Raw genomic sequence first — 19970 nt, 5'->3', positions numbered from 1 at the left:
ACACTGCCCATGGGACATGCTCATTCTTCGCGCCCAGGACCGGGCGCACCGGGTATATGTCCACGCCACGATCCGGGAGGAGGACATGTCCAGTGACGGCAACCGCCCGCACCGGCACCTCCCGCAGCACCTACGCGTCGGACAGGTGTGCAATGGTCGCCGTCGCCCGCCGCTGCGCCTCGGGCGGAACATCCCGCACGATCTCTTCCAGGAAGCGGTAGCGGCGCAGCCATTGACTGGCCTGCCGTTCCTTCCGGGCGTTGGCCCGCTGCCACCAGTCGGCAATGTCCCCCCAGCCGGGTGCCGCCAGCGAGCCGCCAACCTCCTGAACGGCCAGAGCCGCGCAGAGATTCGCAAACCGCAGCCGGTCCCCGAGCGGCCAGCCGGCCAGGCAGCCGACGATGAAGGCGGCCCCGAAACAATCCCCCGCGCCTGTGGGATCGTAGGCGGACACCGGCAGCGACGGCACCCACTCCTCTTCGCCCGTCTCGGAGTCCACGGCCATGGCTCCCTGGGGTCCAAGGGTCACGACGGCGACCGGCACCCGGTCGGCCAGCGCGTAGAGGGCCGCCCACGGGTTGTCGTGGCCAGTGAAAGCCATCGCCTCGTGCTGGTTCGGCATGAAAGCGTGGAAGTACTGCAGGTTGTCCAGCCGGGTGGAGGACCAGACACCGGACGGATCCCAGCCGACGTCGCCGAACAGCCGGACGCCGTTCTTATGCGCATCGACGGCCCAGGGCTCGAGTTCCTCCCCCAGCTCCGCCACGGCCGCGAGCGCCGGCGGCGGACAGCCGATCAGCTCGGTGGCGGAGACGGGCGCCGGGTGGCCGTGCGTCACCATGGACCTGTCCTTCTCCACGCTCAGGGATACCGTGACGGGCGAATGCCAGCCCGGCACCCGCCGGGACAGGGACAGGTCCACATGTTCTTGCCCGGCTAGGATCTTCCAGTTGTAGTCGCCGTAGCCGTCGTCGCCGAACGCGGCGGCCAGCCCGGTCCGCAGCCCCAGCCGGGCCGCGGCGATCGCCTGATTCGCGACACCGCCGGGGCAGCTGCCCATCCCGTCACTCCAGATTTCCGTTCCCGGCTGGGGCGCGTGCGGCAGCCCGGTGAAGATGATGTCCTGGAATACGGTGCCGGTCAGGAGCAGGTCGAACCCGTCCGCGGTCGAGCTGCGGACGGCAGACAGCGGGTCAAAGCGCCGCGTCGGGATCGCGTCCATATACGGCACACTACGCCGTACCGCAGCCGAGCGAAACCGACGGCCGCAACGGCGCGACGGCGGCACGTCCGGACCGCCAGCAGCGGCCCGACGGCGGCATGACCGGACCGCCAGCAGCGGCCCGACGGCGCCATGTCCAGCACCTCAGTGGCGCCCTCGGCCCGCGCCACACCCGCCGGCACTGGCCCACACCGGCCGCGCCGGGACGTGCGAAGAATAGCGCGGAGAATAGACTGTCCGCATGCGGCTCACGATCGCCGGCGGGGGCGGGTTCCGCGTCCCCCTGGTCTACCGGGCGCTCTCTGCCGGCCCTTTCGCGGGGCTGGTGCGGGAGCTGGTGCTTTACGACGTCGATGCCGGCCGGCTGGCCGCCATCGAAGCGGTCCTGGCCTCCCTTGCACAGCAGGGTCCGCCCGGTTCCGGGCCGCAGGTCCGTACCGCATCGTCGCTCGCCGAAGCCCTCGACGGCGCCGACATGGTCTTCGCCGCGATCCGGCCCGGCGGTACGGCCGGGCGGACCGCGGACGAGCGGATCGCCCTGGACCTGGGCATCCTGGGCCAGGAAACCACCGGTGCGGGCGGCATTTCGTATGCCCTGCGGTCCATTCCGCCCATGCTGAAGCTCGCGGAGGAAATGCGGAACCGCTGCCCCGAAGCCTGGCTGCTGAACTTCACCAATCCCGCCGGCATGGTCACCGAGGCCCTGGTCCCGGTACTCGGGCACAGGGTGATCGGGATTTGCGATTCCGCCGGCGGCCTGGTGTACCGCGCGGCCCGGGCTGCCGGAGTCACGCTGTCCGAGGGCAGGCTCGACGGTGTGGGCTACTACGGCCTGAACCACCTCGGCTGGCTGTGTCGGCTGGAGTCGGGGGGCCGCGATGTGCTCCGGGAACTCCTGGCGAACCCGGCCGCGCTGGCGGAGTTCGAAGAGGGCCGGCTGTTCGCGCCCGGTCTTCTTGGGAGCCTTGGCTGCCTGCCGAATGAGTACCTCTTCTACTACTACGACACCGAACGCGCAGTGGCCGGCATGCGCGGCGCGGCCCTCACCCGGGGGGAATCAATCGCCCGGCAGCAGGCCGAGCTCTACCCCCGTCTCGCAGCCGCCGGGCCCGGGGCCTTTGCGCTCTGGGAGGCCGCCCGCCGGTCACGCGAAGAGGGCTATCTCGCGGAAGCCCGCACCGGGGGCGAACGCCGTGACGAGACCGACCTCGCCGGCGGCGGCTACGAGCGGGTGGCCCTGGCGGCCATGCGCGCCTTGTCCGGGGGCGGCGAGGCCCAGCTGATCCTCAACACGGTCAACACCCTCCCGGCCGACACCGCAGTCAACACTGTCGCTGGGCCGGCCCCGGACAGCCCCGCAGCCGGCCTCGCGGCCGGGTCTGCAGTGCCGGCCGTGCCGGGGCTGCCGGCGGACGCCGTCGTCGAGGTTCCCTGCACGGTGACCCCCGACGGCGCTGTACCGGTTCCGCAGGATCTTCCGGGACCGGAGCAGCTGGCGTTGATGCGGCGGGTCAAGGACGTGGAGCGGCTCGTGGTGGAGGCGGCGACGACCGGCCGCCGGGAGTCAGCCCTCGCCGCGTTCGCCCGCCATCCGCTCGTGGATTCGGAGGTCCTCGCCGGCAAACTGCTCTCCGGGTACGAGGCCGCATTCCCGGAGCTGGGCCGCCTGTGGCACCGCGGGCCGTGACGACCGCGCCGTAAGTGAAGACCCGCTGGCAGCCCGGCACGGCCGTTCAGCCCGGTTTCTACGGCCAGCCCGGCTAGAGCTTCCGATACATCACGTGGAGTCCCAAATAGCCCAGTTTCGGGTGGTTGAAGGCCTCGGGAATGGTGGCGAGCACCTCGAAGCCCATGGACTTCCAGGCGGCGACGGCCCGGACATTGCTTTCCACGACCGCGTTGAACTGCATGGCCCGGAAGCCGGCGTCGCGTGCGGCGCCGAGCGAGTAGGCGCAGAGGGCCCGGGCCAGTCCGCGGCCGGCAGAGCCGGGATGGACCATGTAGCCCGCGTTGGCCACATGGCTGCCGCCGCCGCCCTGGTTGGGGTGCAGTTCGCCGGTGCCCAGGATGGCGCTGGTGTCGGAGGCGACCGCGACGAACGTCTGCCCCGGCGCCTGCTTGAACCAGCGCCCGCGGGCTTCGTCCTCGGTGGTGTCCCGGTCCCACGTGAAGGTCTCCCCCGCCCGGATGACGGGCTCCAGGATCGCCCAAATGCCCGGCCAGTCCTCCGGTCGGGCCTGCCGGATTGTCCAGCTGCCTGCAGCATCGTGTTCTGTGGTTGCGCTCACAGCCGCCACGTTAGCAGGAGGCCGTGACTTGGGGACCGGGCAGTGAACCGGACGGTGAACGGAACCCGGAACTGTCCGCTGACCGGGACTGCGAAAGGAACTGTGAAACCGGGCCGCAAACGAGCTGTGAACCCGCCGCCACTTCAGGAGTAATGTTTTATCGACATGCATTTGGCAGAGAGAAATCTGCAGAGGAAAGGGGAACCGTGTCGCTGATCCGCCGCGTCGCTTTCCTTTCCCTGCACACCTCACCCATGGAGCAGCCCGGCTCGGGTGATGCCGGTGGCATGAACGTGTACGTCCGGGCGCTGGCCGCGGCCCTTGCCGAGACCGGCGTGGAAGTGGAGATCTTCACGCGGTCCACCGCAGCCGGGCAACCCGCCGTCGAACATCCCTCCCCCGGCGTCTGCGTCCACAACGTCCTGGCCGGGCCGCCGCGGAAGCTGCCCAAGGAGGAACTCCCGGAACTGCTGCACAGCATGGTCGCCGAGATCGACCGCATCCGGCACCTGCAGCCGCACGGCCGGTACGACGTCGTCCATTCCCACTACTGGGTCTCCGGTGTGGCCGGTCTCGAGCTCGCGGAATTGTGGAGGCTCCCCCTCGTCCACACCATGCACACCATGGCCAAGGTCAAGAACCAGCTCCTCGAGTCCGGCGAACAGCCCGAACCGCGACGGCGCGAGGACGGCGAGCAGCAGATTGTCGACGGCGCCGCCCGGCTGATCGCCAATACCGGCACCGAAGCCGCGGAGCTGGTCTCGCACTACAACGCGGACATCGACCGCATCGACGTCGCGCCGCCGGGCGTAGACCTGGCCGTCTTCACGCCGGCGTTCCGGAACCGCGACAGGGCCGGGCATGGCGTGGCCCCGGGCAAGTTCCATCTCCTGTTCGCGGGACGAATCCAGCGGCTCAAAGGGCCGCAGGTCCTGATCAAGGCGGCCGCCCTCCTGCGGTCCCGGCGCCCCGACATCGACCTGCAGCTGACCATCCTGGGGGCCGTCAGCGGCGCGAAGGACTTCAATCTCAAGGCGCTGATCAGCGCCGCCGGAATGGACGACGTCGCCACCCACCACCCGCCGGTCAACGCACCGGAGCTGGCCGGCTGGTACCGGTCTGCCGACGTCGTGGTGATGCCTTCCTACAGCGAATCCTTCGGCCTGGTGGCGCTGGAGGCGCAGGCCTGCGGGACACCGGTGCTTGCCACGAAAGTTGGCGGCCTGTCCCGCGCCGTGCAGGACGGGCGCACGGGGATGCTGGTCGAGGGCCACAAAGCCAGCGACTGGGCGGATGCCCTTGAAGCTCTCTATGACGACCCCCAGACGCGCACCGACATGGGGCGCGCCGCCGCGATCCATGCGCAGGATTTCGGCTGGCAGCGCACCGCCGCGATTACGCTGGAGAGCTACCACACCGCAGTGAGCCAGTATTTTGGTACCCTGACCATCCCGGTGGGCCACACACCCTGAACCGGACACCCGCCGAACCCGGGCCGGCAACACCGGGCCGGGACACCCGCCGACGCCACGAGCCGAAGGACAACGATGTCTGAGACCACCACTGCCGGGAACAACGTACCCAGCGATCTGGAAATTGCCCAGCGGGCCGTCATGAAGCCCATCGGGGAGATCGCGGCGGCTGCCGGAATCAACCCCGAGGCCCTGGAGCTCTATGGACCCTATAAGGCCAAGATCGACCCTTCGAAGCTAAACGTCGCAGCGGGCGCTGCCCCTGGAACCGCTGGAACTCAGTTGCGTCCCCCCGCACGTACCCCTGGAAAAGTCGTGCTCGTCTCGGCGATGTCCCCCACCCCGGCCGGCGAGGGCAAATCCACCACCACCGTCGGGCTCGCCGATTCCCTGGCCCGGGCCGGGCACCAAGTGATGATCGCGCTGCGCGAACCGTCGCTCGGGCCCATCCTTGGCATGAAAGGCGGCGCCACGGGCGGCGGCTACTCCCAGGTGCTGCCGATGGACCAGATCAACCTGCATTTCACGGGTGACTTCCACGCCATCACCTCGGCCAACAACGCGCTCATGGCCCTCGTGGACAACCACATTTTCCAAGGCAACGAACTGAACATCGACCCGCGGCGGATGACATTCAAGCGGGTCCTGGACATGAACGACCGCTCCCTGCGCGAAGTGGTAATCGGCCTCGGCGGGCCGGCCCAGGGCATCCCGCGGCAGGACGGCTTTGACATCACCGTGGCCTCGGAGATCATGGCTGTGTTCTGCCTGGCCACGGACCTCAACGATCTGCGCGAGCGGCTGGGCCGGATCACTTTCGGGTACACCTACGACCGCCAGCCGGTCACCGTGGCCGATCTCGGTGTCCAGGGCGCCCTGACGATGCTGCTCAAGGACGCGATCAAGCCCAACCTCGTGCAGACCATCGCCGGCACACCGGCACTCGTGCACGGCGGACCCTTCGCCAACATCGCCCACGGCTGCAACTCCCTGATCGCCACCCAGACGGCCCGCAGCCTGGCGGACATCGTGGTCACCGAGGCCGGTTTCGGCGCGGACCTCGGTGCCGAGAAGTACATGGACATCAAGGCGCGGATGGCCGACGTCGCCCCGTCCGCCGTCGTCCTCGTGGCGACCGTCCGGGCGCTCAAGATGCACGGCGGAGTGGCGAAAGACCGGCTCAAGGAACCCAATGTGGAGGCCCTGGCCGCCGGCGTCGCCAATCTCCAGCGCCACATCCGCAACGTCGAGAAGTTCGGCATCGTGCCGGTCGTGGCGGTCAACAAATTCGCCACGGACACCGCCGAGGAGCTGGACTGGCTGATTGAGTGGTGCGCCGCGGAGGGCGTCCAGGCCGCGGTGGCCGATGTCTGGGGCCGTGGCGGAGGCGGCGACGGCGGGGATGAGCTCGCTGCGATGGTGGCGGCCGCGCTGGACGCCCCGCACGCCTTCCGGCACCTGTACCCGCTGGACATGTCCGTCGAGGACAAGATCCGGACCATCGTGCAGGAGGTTTACGGGGCCGACGGCGTTGACTTCTCGGTGCCGGCGCTCAAACGGCTGGCCGAGATCGAGAAGAACGGCTGGTCCGGGATGCCCGTGTGCATGGCCAAGACGCAGTACTCCTTCACCGACGACGCCACCCGGCTCGGCGCCCCCAAAGGCTTCACCGTCCACGTCCGGGACCTCATCCCCAAGACCGGTGCCGGCTTCATCGTGGCCCTCACCGGCGCGGTGATGACCATGCCGGGCCTGCCCAAGGTCCCGGCAGCGATGCGGATGGACGTCGACGACGCCGGCAACCCCGTCGGCCTCTTCTAACCCGCCCCTCAAACGCCTGTTGCCCTATCACTTATGGCGTCTAAACCGGGGTTTTAAGGGCCATAAGTGATAGGGCAACGGGGGAAGGGGAGGTGCGGGGGGGTTAGCGCTCCAGGTCGCCGCGGATGAAGGCCTCGACCTTTTCACGGGCGAGGTCATCGTTGAACTGCTCCGGCGGGGACTTCATGAAGTAGCTCGACGCCGAGACCAGCGGGCCGCCGATGCCGCGGTCCAGGCCGATCTTGGCGGCGCGGATGGCGTCGATGATCACGCCGGCGGAGTTGGGCGAGTCCCAGACTTCGAGCTTGTATTCCAGGGACACCGGGGCGTCGCCGAAGTTGCGGCCCTCGAGGCGGACGAAAGCCCACTTGCGGTCATCGAGCCACTGGACGTAGTCCGACGGGCCGATGTGGACGTCCTTGGCTGCGAGCTCAGCCTCGACATTGGAGGTGACGGCCTGAGTCTTGGAGATCTTCTTGGACTCGAGGCGGTCGCGCTCCAGCATGTTCTTGAAGTCCATGTTGCCGCCGACGTTCAGCTGGTACGTGCGGTCCAGCGTGACGCCGCGGTCCTCGAACAGTTTGGCCATGACGCGGTGCGTGATGGTGGCGCCGATCTGGCTCTTGATGTCATCGCCCACGATCGGCACGCCGGCGGCAGTGAACTTGTCCGCCCACTCCTTGGTGCCGGCAATGAACACGGGAAGGGCGTTGACGAACGCCACGCCGGCGTCGATGGCGCACTGGGCGTAGAACTCGGCGGCCTGCTGGGAGCCGACCGGGAGGTAGCAGACCATGACGTCAACCTTGGCGTCCTTGAGGGCCTGGACGACGTCGACCGGCTCCTCCGGGGACTGCTCGATGGTTTCGAGGTAGTACTTGCCGAGGCCGTCCAGGGTCGGGCCGCGCTGGACGGTGACACCGGTCGGCGGGACGTCGGCGATCTTGATGGTGTTGTTTTCGCTGGCCAAGATGGCGGCGGACAGGTCCTGGCCGACCTTCTTGCCGTCGACGTCGAATGCGGCGACGAACTCCACGTCGCCTACGTGGTACTGGCCGAACTGCACGTGCATGAGGCCGGGAACTGTGGCCTTGGGGTCGGCGTCCTTGTAGTACTGGACGCCCTGAACCAGCGAAGTGGCGCAGTTACCTACGCCGACGATTGCAACACGAATCGGATGTGAAGACACGGAACTCCTTTGAGGAAAGGGTGACCGGCGCGGCCGCACTCTGTTGTACTGCATCAGTTGTGCGGGCGGCAGGCGGACACGGCGCCGTAAGGCGCCCTTAGTAGTCTAATCAACACCGCCGGGACCGCGGTTGTTCCCGGGGCCCCGGCGGAGCGGACTGGTCCGCATGATTACATGACGGGCCGGGCTACTTCTGGGCCCACAGGTTGATGTCGGATTCGACGGCGAACTCATCGATCGCGTCCAGCTCATCGGCCGCGAAATCCAGGTTGTTGATCGCGGCCAGGGTGTCCTCGAGCTGCCGGACGCTGGACGCGCCGACGAGTGCGGACGTGACGGACGAGCCCTTGCCCTGCTCCCGCAGGATCCAGGCGATGGCCATCTGCGCGAGTGTCTGCCCGCGGCCCTCGGCGATCCTGTTGAGGCCGCGCACGCGGTCCAGCTTGTCCGTGGTGATCATGGATTCGTCCAGGGACTTGTCCTGGGCAGCACGGGAGTCGGCCGGGATGCCCGTGAGGTAACGGTCGGTGAGCATGCCCTGGGCCAGCGGCGAGAACGCGATGGAACCCGCGCCCACCTGCTCCAGCGCCTCGAAGAGGTTGGGGCTGCCGTTCTCGGTCCAGCGGTTCAGCATCGAGTAGCTGGGCTGGTGGATCAGCAGCGGCGTTCCCAGCTCCTTCAGGATCCGCGCCGCCTCAAGGGTCTGTTCCGCGGTGTAGGAGGAAATGCCGGCGTAGAGCGCCCTGCCGGAACGCACGGCCTGGTCCAGGGCGCCCATGGTCTCCTCCATTGGCGTCTCCGGGTCCGGGCGGTGGCTGTAGAAAATGTCCACGTAGTCCAGGCCCATCCGGCCCAGCGACTGATCCAGGCTGGCCAACAGGTACTTGCGGGAGCCGAAGTTACCGTAGGGACCGGGCCACATGTCGTAGCCGGCCTTGCTCGAGATGATCAGCTCGTCCCGGTACGGGGCGAAATCGTCCTTGAAGTGCCGGCCGAAGTTGGTCTCGGCGCTGCCATAGGGCGGCCCATAGTTGTTGGCGAGGTCGAAGTGGGTGACGCCGAGGTCGAAGGCGCGGCGCAGGATGGCGCGCTGGATCTCGAACGGCTTGTCATCGCCGAAGTTGTGCCACAAGCCCAGGGAGATGGCCGGGAGTTTCAGGCCGCTGCGCCCCACGCGGCGGTAAGGCATGGAGTCATAGCGGGTATCAGCTGCCAAATAAGTCATACGTCATATCCTGCCCTAGTTTGTAAGGATCGCGGCGCTGTGGCCGGGGAGGTGGAGGCGTCCGGCGGCCGGCTCCCCGCCCGAAGTCGGGCCGGCACCCGGATCCAGCCGCACGCCGTCGTCGGTCGCCAGGGCGATGGCGCCCGCGCTGACCGGGACGCGCCGCGCCTCGCCGGAGAAGTTCATCGCCACCTCGGTGCCGCCGCGCCGGAACAGCAGCCAGCCCTCTTCCTCGCTGACTACGGTGACGGTGTCCTGGAATCCGGGCTCCGTCAGGTCCGGCGTCGTGCGGCGCAGCGCGATCAGCGCCCGGTACAGCTCCAGGAGCCGGGCATGGTCCCCCTCGGAGGCCTCGGCCCAGTTGAGCTTGGACCGGGTGAAGGTTTGCGGATCCTGCGGATCGGGCACGACGGCGGGGTCCCACCCCATGCGCTCGAACTCCCTGATCCGGCCTTCGGCCGTCGCCTTGCCCAGTTCCGGTTCCGGGTGGGAGGTGAAGAACTGCCACGGGGTGCTGGCCCCGTATTCCTCGCCCATGAAGAGCATGGGCGTGAACGGCGACGTCAAGGTGGCGACGGCGGCGAGCGCGAGCTGCCCGTAGCCCAGGGTCTGGGACAGCCGGTCCCCGGTCGCCCGGTTCCCGATCTGGTCGTGGTTCTGGCTGCACACCACCAGCGCAGCGGGGGGTGGACCAGGACCGGGTTGATGGGCCGTCCGTGGTGCCGGCCGCGGAAGCTGGAGAAACTGCCGTCGTGAAAGAACCCGCGTTCCAGGACCTTGGCGAGCGCGCCCAGCGAGTCGAAGTCCGCGTAGTAGCCCGTGGTTTCGCCGCTGACGTTGACGTGGACGGCGTGGTGGAAGTCGTCGCTCCACTGCCCGGCCAGCCCGTAGCCGTTGACGTCCCGCGGATAGAGCAGGCGCGGGTTGTTCAGGTCCGATTCCGCGATCATGGTGGCCGGGCGGCCCGTCTCCGCCGAGACGGCGTCCGCGAGGGCGCCGAAGTCCTCCAAGAGGTGCACGGCGCGCTCGTCCTTGAAGGCGTGCACGGCGTCCAGCCGCAGGCCGTCCACATGGTAGTCGCGCAGCCACATGGCGGCGTTGTCCAGGATGTAGCGGCGCACCTCGTCGGACTCCGGGCCGTCCAGGTTGACGGAGTCGCCCCACGTGTTGCCCTCCCCCGACTTCAGGTAGGGCCCGAACCGCGGGAGGTAGTTTCCGCTGGGTCCGAGGTGGTTGTAGACCACGTCCTGGATAACGCCAAGGCCGGCGACGTGCGCGGCGTCCACGAAGCGCTGGTACGCCGCGGGTCCGCCATAGCCTTCGTGCACTGCGTACCACTGAACGCCGTCATAGCCCCAGTTGTGGGTGCCGTTGAACCCGTTGACCGGCAGGAGTTCCACGAAGTCGATGCCCAGCTCCGCCAGGTACTGCAGCCTTCCTGCCGCGGCGTCCAGCGTTCCTTCCGGGGTGAAGGTGCCCACGTGGAGTTCGTAAATGACGGCGCCTTTGAGCTCCCGTCCCGCCCACTGGCCGTCCGCCCATTGGTGATGGCCGGCGTCGAACGTGCGCGAGAGTGCGTGCACGCCCTCCGGCTGGCGGCGGGAGCGCGGGTCCGGCAGCGGAATGGAGTCCCCGTCCAGCAGGTACCCGTAGTCCACGTCCCCGGAGGCGGGCGCCCCGGGGACGGTCCACCACCCGTCACCGGCAGTGCCGCCGCCGCTGTCAGTGCCGCCGCCGGGCCGCCGGGTCATGGAGTACTCCCGACCATCGGCAAGCAGCGTCACCGTGCCCGCTTCCGGCGCCCAGAGGTCGAAGCGCGGGCTTCCGTGTGCAGGCAAGGTCATCGTCATGCTCCGTTCCGCTGTTCGGGGAATCAGCTTTTCGGGAAGATCGTTTTCAGGAATACCGTCGCAGGGACATGTCAGGCCGCCGGCACCAGCAGAGCTACAGGGTAGTCCCGCAGGATCTCCCCCACCGCTACGGGGCCGGGGCCGAACGTCCTGCCGGTCAGTTCGTCGGTCATGGCGGCGGCGAACCGGACGGACGTGTCCTGCCAACCGCCGCGCTGCTCAAGTCCGCGGGGCAGCCGGGTGGCAAGCGTGAGGGCACCCGGGGTTGAGGCGGTTCCGCGGTCAAACGCGAGCAGGTGCGCGGCTGCGGCGCCGGTGGCCGTAACCGGCACGTACCCGGTGAACAGCTCCGGCCGGTCCCGCCGCAGGCGCAGGGCCCGGGAGGTGACGAGGAGTTTCGCCGCGTCGTCCAAGAACGACGCCGGCCGGTCACCGGCGTCGAGGGCGGCGAGGGCACGCCGGCGCTCACCAAAGTCGAACGGCCGCCGGTTGTCCGGATCCGTCAGCGACCGGTCCCAAAACTCGGTGCCCTGGTACACGTCCGGCACCCCGGGCATGGTGAGCTGGACGAGTTTGGCGCCCAGCGAGTTGACGGCACCGTACGGCGCCAGCAGCGCCACCAGGGACTCCAGCTCAGCCGTCGCCTCCGGGGTGTCGAACGCGGCGTCGACGGCGGCGGCCAGCTTCGCTTCGAACGCCTCGTCCGGATCGATCCAGTTGGTCGAGTTCCCGGCTTCGCGGGCGGCCTTTTGCGCGTATGACTGCAAACGGTCGCGGTCCGCGGGCCATACCCCTGCGACGGCCTGCCACAGCAGGTTGGCCAGGGGCCCGTCCGGCAGGGGCGCCAGCTTCTGCAGCCGCTTCAGGGAGGCCTGCCACTCTGGCGCCAGTTCCGCCAGGACCGAGATCCGGGCGCGGGTATCCTCGCTGCGCTTGGTGTCGTGGGTGCTGAGCGTCGTCATGGACAGCGGGAGCTCGGCCTGGCGGCGGGCCATCCGAGTATGGAACTCCTCCGGGGCAACGGCGAATTCCGTGGGGTCGGCGCCCACTTCGGTCAGGGTGCCCAGCCGGGTGTAGCGGAAGAACGCGGTGTCTTCCACTCCCTTGGCCATGACCATGCCGGAGGTTTGCTGGAAGCGGAGGCCGAGCTCGGCGTCGGGTTCAGGGCCGGCCTCCAGCAGCAGCGGAAGGAGGATTCCGACGGCGTCCCCGAGGTCCGGGCGGCGCCGGACAGCCAGCTCGCAGGCCTCCCGGAGCACGTCGGCGCCGTCGGGCAGGTAGCTGCGGTAGACGGGGAACGCCGCGATGATCTCGGAGAGAGCATCCGCCGCGGCATCCTGGGCCAGCCCTGCAGAAGCGGGAACCAGCCGCGCCAGCCGGAGCATTTCCGAGTGCAGGATCCCGTCGGTGATCCTGCGCTTGGTGCCGCGGATCATGTCTTCGTAGTCGGCAGCCTGCCCGCCGCGCAGTTCGGTGTCGAGCGCGTCGAGCACCCCCTGGCCGGAGGGGTCGACGAACACCCGGTCGACGTCCGCGAGGGCGTCGTAACCGGTGGTGCCCTCGCACTCGAAGCCAGCCGGCAGCACCTCGCCCGGTTCCAGGATCTTCTCGATCAGGAGGTAGCTGCCGTCTGTGGCCTTGCGCAGCCGGTGCAGGTAGCCTTCCGGGTCGGCGAGGCCGTCCGGGTGGTCGATCCGCAGCCCGTCAACGAGTCCCTCCCGGACCCAGCGCACAACTTCAGCGTGGGCTTCATCGAAGACCTCGGGGAGCTCCACCCGGATCCCGGCCAGGCTGTTGACGGCAAAGAACCTGCGGTAGTTCAAGTCCTTGTCCGCCCGGCGCCAGCCGATCAGCTCGTAGTGCTGCCGGTCGTGGACCTCGCGGGGATCATCCCCCTCCGCGTAGCTGCCCTCGGCGAGCGGGAAGCGGTGGTCGTAGTAGCGCAGTTCACCGTCACGGATCTCCAGCGCGTCCACGTCCGAGTCCTCACCGAGCACGGGGATCCGGACCCGGCCGCCGCCAAAGTCCCAGTCGACGTCGAACGCCTGGGCGTAGCGGGACTGCTGCCCTTCCTTCAGGAGGGACCACCACCACGGGTTCTGGGCCGGGGTCGCGACGCCGACATGGTTGGGCACGATGTCCACGAGCACGCCCACGCCGGCTTCCCGGGCCGCGGCGGAGGCGGCCAGCAGGCCGGCCGCGCCGCCCCGGTCCGGATCGATGGCCGAAGGATCCGTGACGTCGTAGCCGTGGTCCGAACCTTTTTCCGCCGTCAGGATCGGCGAAAGATAAATCCAGTCCACGCCCAGGGACTTCAGGTATGGAACGGTCAGCGCGGCGTCCTGCAGGGTAAAGCCGGGACGGATCTGGAGCCGGTACGTCGAGACGGGCGTCCTCATGAGGCAGGGCCCTTCCTGGACCGCGGCTTCTTGGCCGGGGCCGCCTTGGGGTTCGCGGCCGCCTTGGACGAGCCGCGTTTGGCCGGAGCCGCCTTCGCCGGTGCGGGATCGGCCGGAGCGGGATCGGCCGGAGCGGGATCCTGCTCGGGCGCCGGGTCCGGCTCAGGCGTCGGATCGGCCTGCGAGGCCTCAGGCTCGGGCTCGGGCGCGACCGCGACCTCCTCGGCCGGAGCCTCGGGAGCAGCAGGCGCCGCCGGAACCTCCGGAGCCGGGACCTGGGCTGCAGCGGGTGCAGCCGGAGCCGCTTCCGCGGGGGCCTCGGCCCGGGCGGCCAGGGATGCCGCGGCGGAGTAATCCACCTCAACCTCCGGGCCCGAGTAGGCGCGCAGGACCACGAGGGACTTCGCCGCCAGCTTCAGGGCGGACCCGGCCTTGAGCGGCTGGTCCGTGTCTGCCTGGTCGGCGGTGTCCACCACGACGTCCCAGAACGGCGAGTACTCCTCGGCCGGGAGCAGGAAGTCGACGTGGTCGTCATGGGCGTTGAACGCCAGAAGGAAACTGTCGTCAGTGATCCGGCGTCCGCGGGAGTCCTGCTCCTGGATGCCGTGGCCGTTGTAGAACACGCCGATGGTCCGGCCGAAGCCGCTGTCCCAGTCCTCCGGCAGCATTTCCTTGCCGTCGGTGTTGAGCCAGACGATATCCGGGAGCTTCTCGCCCTCGCCGCGGCGGACGGGGCGGCCGTCGAAGAAGCGGCTGCGCCGGAAGATCGGGTGGTCGCGGCGGATCTTGTTGACCACGGCGGTGAACTCCACCAGCGGCTGGTCCATGTCATCCCAGTGCACCCAGCTCAGTTCCGAGTCCTGGCAGTAGGTGTTGTTGTTGCCCTGCTGGGTGCGGCCCAGCTCGTCGCCGTGCAGGATCATCGGAACGCCCTGCGACAGCAGGAGGGTGGCAATGAAGTTCCGCTGCTGGCGGGCGCGCAAGGTCAGTACGGCGTCGTCCTCGGTCTCGCCTTCCGCGCCGCAGTTCCAGGAGCGGTTGTGCGATTCGCCGTCGTTGTTGCCTTCACCGTTGGCGTCGTTGCGCTTCTCGTTGTAGGACACGAGGTCGCGCATTGTGAACCCGTCGTGGGCGGTGACGAAGTTGATGGAAGCCACCGGGCGCCGGGCAGAGCTCTCGTAGAGGTCGGCCGAACCGGTCAGCCGCGAGGCGAACTCACCGAGCGTGGCCGGTTCGCCGCGCCAGAAGTCACGGACCGTGTCGCGGTATTTGCCGTTCCATTCGGTCCACTGCGGCGGGAAGTTGCCCACCTGGTAGCCACCGGGCCCCACGTCCCACGGTTCGGCGATCAGTTTGACCTGGGAAACGATCGGATCCTGCTGGATCAGTTCGAAGAAGGTGGAGAGCTTGTCGACGTCGTAGAACTCGCGGGCCAGGGTGGACGCGAGGTCGAAGCGGAACCCGTCCACGTGCATTTCCGTGACCCAGTAGCGCAGGGAGTCCATGAGCAGCTGCAGGGAGTGCGGGTGCCGGACGTTGAGCGAGTTTCCGGTGCCGGTGTAGTCCATGTAGTGCTTCAGGTCGCCGTCCACCAGCCGGTAGTAGGCGGCGTTGTCGATGCCCTTGAAGGACAGCGTGGGGCCGAGGTGGTTGCCTTCTGCCGTGTGGTTGTAGACCACGTCCAGGATCACTTCGATGCCGGCCTTGTGCAGGTCCCGGACCATCGCCTTGAACTCCTGGACCTGATGTCCGACGTCGCCGGAGGAGCTGTAGGTGTTCTGCGGGGCGAAGAAGCCAATGGTGTTGTAGCCCCAGTAGTTGGTGAGGCCCTTCTCCACGAGGGTGCCGTCATTGACGAACTGGTGCACGGGCATGAGCTCGACCGCGGTGATCCCGAGCTTCTTGAGGTGCTCGATCACGGCGGGATGGGACACGCCGGCATAGGTGCCGCGCTGCTCCTCCGGGACTTCCGGGTGCAGCTCGGTCAGGCCCTTGACGTGGGCTTCGTAGATGACCGATTCGTGGTACGGGATGCGCAGCTGGCGGTCGCCGTCCCAGTCAAAAAACGGGTTGATGACCACGCCGTGCATGGTGTGCGGAGCCGAATCGGTGTCATTGCGGGACATGGGGTCACCGAAGTTATAGGAAAACAGTGCCGGGTCCCAGTCGATCTGGCCCTGGATGGCCTTGGCGTACGGGTCCATCAGCAGCTTGCTGGGGTTGAACCGGTTGCCTTTGTCAGGATCGTATTCTCCGTACACCCGGTAGCCGTACTTCTGTCCGGGCTGGACTTGCGGCAGGTAGCAGTGCCACACATAGCCGTCCACTTCGGTCAGTTCGATCCGGGTTTCGCTCAGGTCGTCAGCCAGGAGGCACAGTTCCACGCGCTCGGCGCGCTCGCTGAAAAGGGCAAAGTTGGTGCCAGTGCCGTCAAAAGTGGCTCCCAGCGGGTAAGCCGTTCCGGGCCAGACTTCCATGTGTACTCCTCGTGCGTGACGAATATTCTCTAGACAGACTACTTGTAAGTAGGATTAGTATTTGTCCAGGCGCACTGAACGCGCCCGATTGTTACAGCTCCCGCATCACCTCCCGCGCCGCATCGGCAATGCCGCTGGCCGTCACCGGTCCCCCGCCGGAGTCACGCACGCCAGCACGGCCGTGGATGCTGGCCGCCATCGCCGCGATCGCGGCCCATCTGGCGTCAGGATCGATGCCATGGTCACCGAAGCGCCCGACGTCGGCACCCACCTGGGCCAGCAGCCCGCCGATAATTCCCGCCAGGACGTCCCCGCTGCCGGCCGTGGCCATCCACGGGGTGGCTTCCGCCTGGCTGAAGAAGTCCTGGAAAGGGGAGGCAACAAGGGTCGTGGCGCCTTTGAGCAGCACCGTGGCTTCGGTCAGACCCGCAGCCCGCCGCACCGCGCTGAGTGTGGATGCTTCCACCGCGGCACGGTCCAAGGAAACCCCGAGGCGCTCAAGCAATGCGGACAGTTCGCCGGCGTGGGGTGTGAGGATCACTTGCGGGGCCAGCACTTCAGGCAGGGCGGGCAACGCGCCGGCGTCGGCGATCGTCGGCAGGCCCGAGTCTGCGGCGTCGCGGGCGCGCTGCAGCTGCTGTTCATCGGAGTCATCCAGTCCGGAGCCAACGAGCCAGGCCTGAACGTGCGTGTCGGCCACGGCGCCTGCGCTGCAAACGACCTCGGGGCAGGATTGCCGGACGAGGTCGGCGACGTCCGGCGGCCCAAGGTAGCGCACCATTCCGACGCCGGCAGCCAGGGCGCCCTTGCAAGCGAGCACGGCGGCGCCGGGGTAGGCGCTGGAGCCTGCGACCACTCCCAGCACTCCCCTGGAGTACTTGTGGGCCCGCCGCTCCGGGCGCGGGAGGAGAGCGGAAAGGTCTCGGGCCTCAAGCCGTCGCAGGGCCGGCCATGGCAGCGCTCCTTCGATTCCGATCGGAATCACCTGCACGCGGCCGGCGAAGTCGGCACCGGGGTCCGCGAGCAGGCCGGCCTTGGCGGCACCGAACGTGACCGTCAGATCGGCGGCCAGGACCGGCGCGTGCGCCTCTCCGGAGTCCGCGTCGACGCCGCTGGGGATGTCGCAGGCCACCACGAGGTCCGGCCGGGACCGTTCCAAGGCCTCGATCAGCGCGGCGGCCGGGCCGCGCAGTCCGCCCTGGGCGCCGGTTCCCAGGATTGCGTCGATCACGACGTCTGCGCCGCCGGCCATCGCGGCGAGTTCGGCCGCGTTATCCCCGGTGAGGGTCACGGCGTATCCGCCGGCCTTCCGGAAGGCCGCCAGCCCCGCGTCGTGGGCGTCGCCGGCGGTGAGCACCGCCGTCGTCCGCATGCCGCGGCCGGCCAGCAGGGCGGCGGCGAAGAGCCCGTCGCCGCCGTTGTTGCCCTTGCCCGCCAGCACGGCAACCCTGGCGCCGTACAGCCGCTGACCGCGGCCGCGCAATGCGCTGATGACGGCGTTGGCGAGCCCGTAGGCGGCCCGCTGCATGAGAACAGCGCCCGCACCGGGGCCCAGGGCGTCGTCGAGAAATGGTTTCTCGGCTTCTCGTACCTGTGTTCCGGTGTAGGCGCTGATCATGGTTTCAGTCCGTTCGCGGTGCGGTCGCTGGAGAATGCCTGGCGCTCAGGCTGGTGCTGCCCGGGCGGCCGGCTCAGCCTTCCGCGATTACGGTCGCAGTGGCGATCCCGCCGTCGTGGCTCATCGACAGGTGCCAGCGCTTGACGCCTTTCGACTCCGCCACGGCCAGCACGGTGCCTTTGACCTGGACCGTGGGGCCGTTCTGGTCCAGCCCGATCCAGCAGTCCTGCCAGTTCATGCCGGCCGGTGCCCCCAGCACTTTGGCCACGGCTTCTTTGGCGGCGAACCGTGCGGCGAGGGACCGCGTGTTCAGTTCCCGCTCGGCCGGGACGAACAGCCTGTCGCGCAGCCCGGGGGTGCGCTCGAGTTGCCGCCCGAACCGCTCAATGTCTACGACGTCTACGCCAATGCCAACGATCATGGCGTTATTCTACGGTCACGCTCTTGGCCAGGTTGCGCGGCTGGTCCACGTCGTATCCCTTGGCCGAGGCGAGTGCGAGGGCGAAGATCTGCAGCGGAACCGTTGCGAGCAGCGGCGCCAGGAGCGTGGGGGTCTCCGGGATGTAGAAGACGTGCTCGGCATACGCCTTGACGGCCTCGTCCCCTTCTTCCGCGATCACGATGGTCCGGGCACCGCGGGCGCGGACTTCCTGGATGTTCGAGACCACCTTGGAGTGCAGCGAGTCGCGGCCGCGCGGGGACGGGACCACCACGAAGACCGGCTGGCCTTCCTCGATCAGTGCGATCGGGCCGTGCTTGAGCTCGCCGGCGGCAAAGCCCTCGGCGTGGATGTAGGCGAGCTCCTTGAGCTTCAGGGCACCTTCCATCGCTACCGGGAAGCCGACGTGGCGGCCCAGGAACAGCACGGACTTGGCGTCGGCCATGGACCGGCCGAGTTCCTTAATCTGGGCCTCGTTGTCCAGGATGTGCTGGATCTTGGCCGGAATCTTGCCGAGGTCGGCCAGGATGTCCTTGATCTCGCCCTGGAACTTGTTACCGCGCAGCTGTGCCAAATAAAGGCCCAGCAGGTAGGCGGCGGTGATCTGGGCGAGGAACGCCTTGGTCGAGGCCACGGCGATCTCCGGTCCGGCGTGTGTGTAGAGCACGGCGTCGGATTCCCGCGGGATGGTGGATCCGTTGGTGTTGCAGATGGAGACCGTCTTGGCGCCCTGTTCCTTGGCGTAGCGGACGGCCATGAGGGTGTCCATGGTCTCGCCCGACTGGGAGATGGAGACAATCAGGGTGTTCTCGTCCACGATCGGATCCCGGTAACGGAATTCGTGCGAGAGTTCGACCTCGGTGGGGATCCGGCACCAGTGCTCGATCGCGTACTTCGCCACCTGTCCGGCGTAGGCGGAAGTGCCGCAGGCCAGGACGATGATCTTGTTGACGTTCTTGAGCAGTTCCGGGTCAACCCGGAGCTCGTCGAGCGTCAGCCGGCCGTGGATGTCGGAGCGGCCCAGCAGGGTCTGCAGCACGGCGTCCGGCTGGTCGTGGATTTCCTTTTCCATGAAGGACGGGAAGCCGCCCTTTTCCGCGGAGGCCGGGTCCCAGTTGACGTGGTATTCCTTGCCTTCGGCGGGGGCGCCATAGAAGTCCGTGATCTCCACGGAGTCGGCGGTGATCGTGACGATCTGGTCCTGGCCGAGTTCCACGGCGCGCCGGGTGTAGTCGATGAAGCCGGAGACGTCGGAGCCGAGGAAGTTCTCGCCGTCGCCCAGGCCCACCACGAGCGGAGAGTTGCGGCGCGCTGCGACCACTACGTCCGGCTGGTCGGCGTGGACGGCCAGGAGGGTGAAGGCGCCTTCGAGCCGCTGGCAGGCAAGCTGCATGGCCCGGGTGAGGCCGCCCTTGGCCGCGTCACCGCCGATCTGGTTCCGGTAGATGTCGCCCAGCAGCGCGGCGGCCACCTCGGTGTCGGTCTCGGACTGGAAGATGACGCCCTTGCGGAGGAGTTCCTGCTTGAGTTCGGCAAAGTTCTCGATGATGCCGTTGTGGATCAGTGCCAGCTTGCCGCCGTCGGACAGGTGCGGGTGGGCGTTCTGGTCCGTCGGGCCGCCGTGCGTTGCCCAGCGCGTGTGGCCGATGCCTGTCAGCGATTCGGGCAACGGGCTGGTCTCGAGCTCGGCAATCAGGTTGCTCAGCTTGCCCGACTTCTTCCGGGAAGAAATGGTGCCGTCGGCAACCACTGCAATTCCCGCTGAGTCGTAGCCGCGGTACTCCAGGCGCCGCAATCCTTCAAGGACAACGTCCAAGGCATTGTGTCCAGCATTTACCCGGCCATCTGAGTGGCCCACATATCCAACGATTCCACACATGGGGTCAAGCCTAGCGGGTTTCCGGGAGGGAGGACGTGGGACAGGGACGTGCGGACGCTTCGAGGCGGGGCCGGCGCTGCGCCTGTACTGC

At 68.2% G+C, this 19970-nt stretch carries 12 protein-coding genes and 1 pseudogene; 3 read left to right on the top strand and 10 right to left on the bottom strand.

Annotated features, from left to right (window positions below; genetic code table 11):
• Positions 1-130: 130 nt before the first annotated feature.
• On the bottom strand, positions 131-1222 hold the full coding sequence (locus tag ACVWZ7_RS16470; RefSeq protein WP_456508485.1) for a carbohydrate kinase family protein: 1092 nt from the start codon (positions 1220-1222) through the stop codon (positions 131-133).
• A gap of 241 nt (positions 1223-1463) precedes the next feature.
• On the opposite strand from ACVWZ7_RS16470, the gene ACVWZ7_RS16465 reads away from it, so the two are divergent.
• Positions 1464-2909 (top strand): family 4 glycosyl hydrolase, encoded by a 1446-nt coding sequence (locus ACVWZ7_RS16465; protein ID WP_456508484.1) that lies wholly within the window; start codon positions 1464-1466, stop codon positions 2907-2909.
• 73 nt (positions 2910-2982) lie between these two features.
• On the opposite strand, the gene ACVWZ7_RS16460 is transcribed toward ACVWZ7_RS16465, so the two are convergent.
• Entirely contained in the window at positions 2983-3510 is a 528-nt protein-coding gene (locus ACVWZ7_RS16460) for an N-acetyltransferase family protein (RefSeq protein ID WP_456508483.1), read from the bottom strand.
• 206 nt (positions 3511-3716) lie between these two features.
• Between ACVWZ7_RS16460 and mshA the strand changes: the two genes are divergently transcribed.
• Both mshA and ACVWZ7_RS16450 read left to right on the top strand, forming a co-directional pair.
• A complete protein-coding gene (mshA, locus tag ACVWZ7_RS16455; protein ID WP_116765060.1) occupies positions 3717-4982 on the top strand; it encodes a D-inositol-3-phosphate glycosyltransferase in 1266 nt (421 codons plus the stop codon).
• Positions 4983-5057: 75 nt separating this feature from the next.
• The gene (locus ACVWZ7_RS16450; RefSeq protein WP_456508482.1) at positions 5058-6803 is read left to right on the top strand and encodes a formate--tetrahydrofolate ligase; all 1746 of its coding nucleotides are present in this window, start codon (positions 5058-5060) and stop codon (positions 6801-6803) included.
• A 103-nt stretch (positions 6804-6906) separates the two neighbouring features.
• On the opposite strand, the gene ACVWZ7_RS16445 is transcribed toward ACVWZ7_RS16450, so the two are convergent.
• The 8 genes and pseudogenes from ACVWZ7_RS16445 to glmS form a co-directional block, all read right to left on the bottom strand.
• Entirely contained in the window at positions 6907-7992 is a 1086-nt protein-coding gene (locus ACVWZ7_RS16445) for an inositol-3-phosphate synthase (protein ID WP_116765062.1), read from the bottom strand.
• A 187-nt stretch (positions 7993-8179) separates the two neighbouring features.
• The gene (gene mgrA / locus ACVWZ7_RS16440) at positions 8180-9217 is read right to left on the bottom strand and encodes an L-glyceraldehyde 3-phosphate reductase (protein WP_456508481.1); all 1038 of its coding nucleotides are present in this window, start codon (positions 9215-9217) and stop codon (positions 8180-8182) included.
• A gap of 15 nt (positions 9218-9232) precedes the next feature.
• Positions 9233-11061, bottom strand: a pseudogene (gene treZ / locus ACVWZ7_RS16435) (malto-oligosyltrehalose trehalohydrolase).
• A 77-nt stretch (positions 11062-11138) separates the two neighbouring features.
• Positions 11139-13466 carry a malto-oligosyltrehalose synthase gene (treY, locus tag ACVWZ7_RS16430; RefSeq protein ID WP_456508480.1) on the bottom strand — a complete coding sequence of 776 codons (2328 nt, stop codon included), beginning with the start codon at positions 13464-13466 and terminating at the stop codon, positions 11139-11141.
• Entirely contained in the window at positions 13463-15943 is a 2481-nt protein-coding gene (gene glgX, locus ACVWZ7_RS16425; protein WP_456508479.1) for a glycogen debranching protein GlgX, read from the bottom strand. Before glgX ends, treY begins: the two co-directional genes overlap by 4 nt.
• A 91-nt stretch (positions 15944-16034) precedes the next feature.
• Positions 16035-17561, bottom strand: a complete 1527-nt coding sequence (locus ACVWZ7_RS16420; RefSeq protein WP_456508478.1) for an NAD(P)H-hydrate epimerase — start codon at positions 17559-17561, stop codon at positions 16035-16037.
• A 73-nt stretch (positions 17562-17634) separates the two neighbouring features.
• Positions 17635-17982: a holo-ACP synthase gene (locus ACVWZ7_RS16415; protein WP_024366340.1), complete on the bottom strand. Its 348-nt coding sequence runs from the start codon at positions 17980-17982 to the stop codon at positions 17635-17637.
• Positions 17983-17986: 4 nt separating this feature from the next.
• A complete protein-coding gene (glmS, locus tag ACVWZ7_RS16410; RefSeq protein ID WP_344368268.1) occupies positions 17987-19879 on the bottom strand; it encodes a glutamine--fructose-6-phosphate transaminase (isomerizing) in 1893 nt (630 codons plus the stop codon).
• Positions 19880-19970 lie beyond the last annotated feature (91 nt).

The sequence above is a fragment of the Arthrobacter sp. TE12232 genome, assembly GCF_054062615.1.
This window is presented reverse-complemented; position numbering and strand designations above follow the sequence as displayed.

Coding starts and splice junctions, on each gene's coding strand:
- ACVWZ7_RS16450 (WP_456508482.1), top strand. CDS start 5,058: ATGTCTGAGACCACCACTGCCGGGAACAACGTACCCAGCGATCTGGAA.
- glgX (WP_456508479.1), bottom strand. CDS start 15,943: ATGGAAGTCTGGCCCGGAACGGCTTACCCGCTGGGAGCCACTTTTGAC.
- glmS (WP_344368268.1), bottom strand. CDS start 19,879: ATGTGTGGAATCGTTGGATATGTGGGCCACTCAGATGGCCGGGTAAAT.
- ACVWZ7_RS16470 (WP_456508485.1), bottom strand. CDS start 1,222: ATGGACGCGATCCCGACGCGGCGCTTTGACCCGCTGTCTGCCGTCCGC.
- ACVWZ7_RS16415 (WP_024366340.1), bottom strand. CDS start 17,982: ATGATCGTTGGCATTGGCGTAGACGTCGTAGACATTGAGCGGTTCGGG.
- treY (WP_456508480.1), bottom strand. CDS start 13,466: ATGAGGACGCCCGTCTCGACGTACCGGCTCCAGATCCGTCCCGGCTTT.
- ACVWZ7_RS16465 (WP_456508484.1), top strand. CDS start 1,464: ATGCGGCTCACGATCGCCGGCGGGGGCGGGTTCCGCGTCCCCCTGGTC.
- ACVWZ7_RS16420 (WP_456508478.1), bottom strand. CDS start 17,561: ATGATCAGCGCCTACACCGGAACACAGGTACGAGAAGCCGAGAAACCA.
- mgrA (WP_456508481.1), bottom strand. CDS start 9,217: ATGACTTATTTGGCAGCTGATACCCGCTATGACTCCATGCCTTACCGC.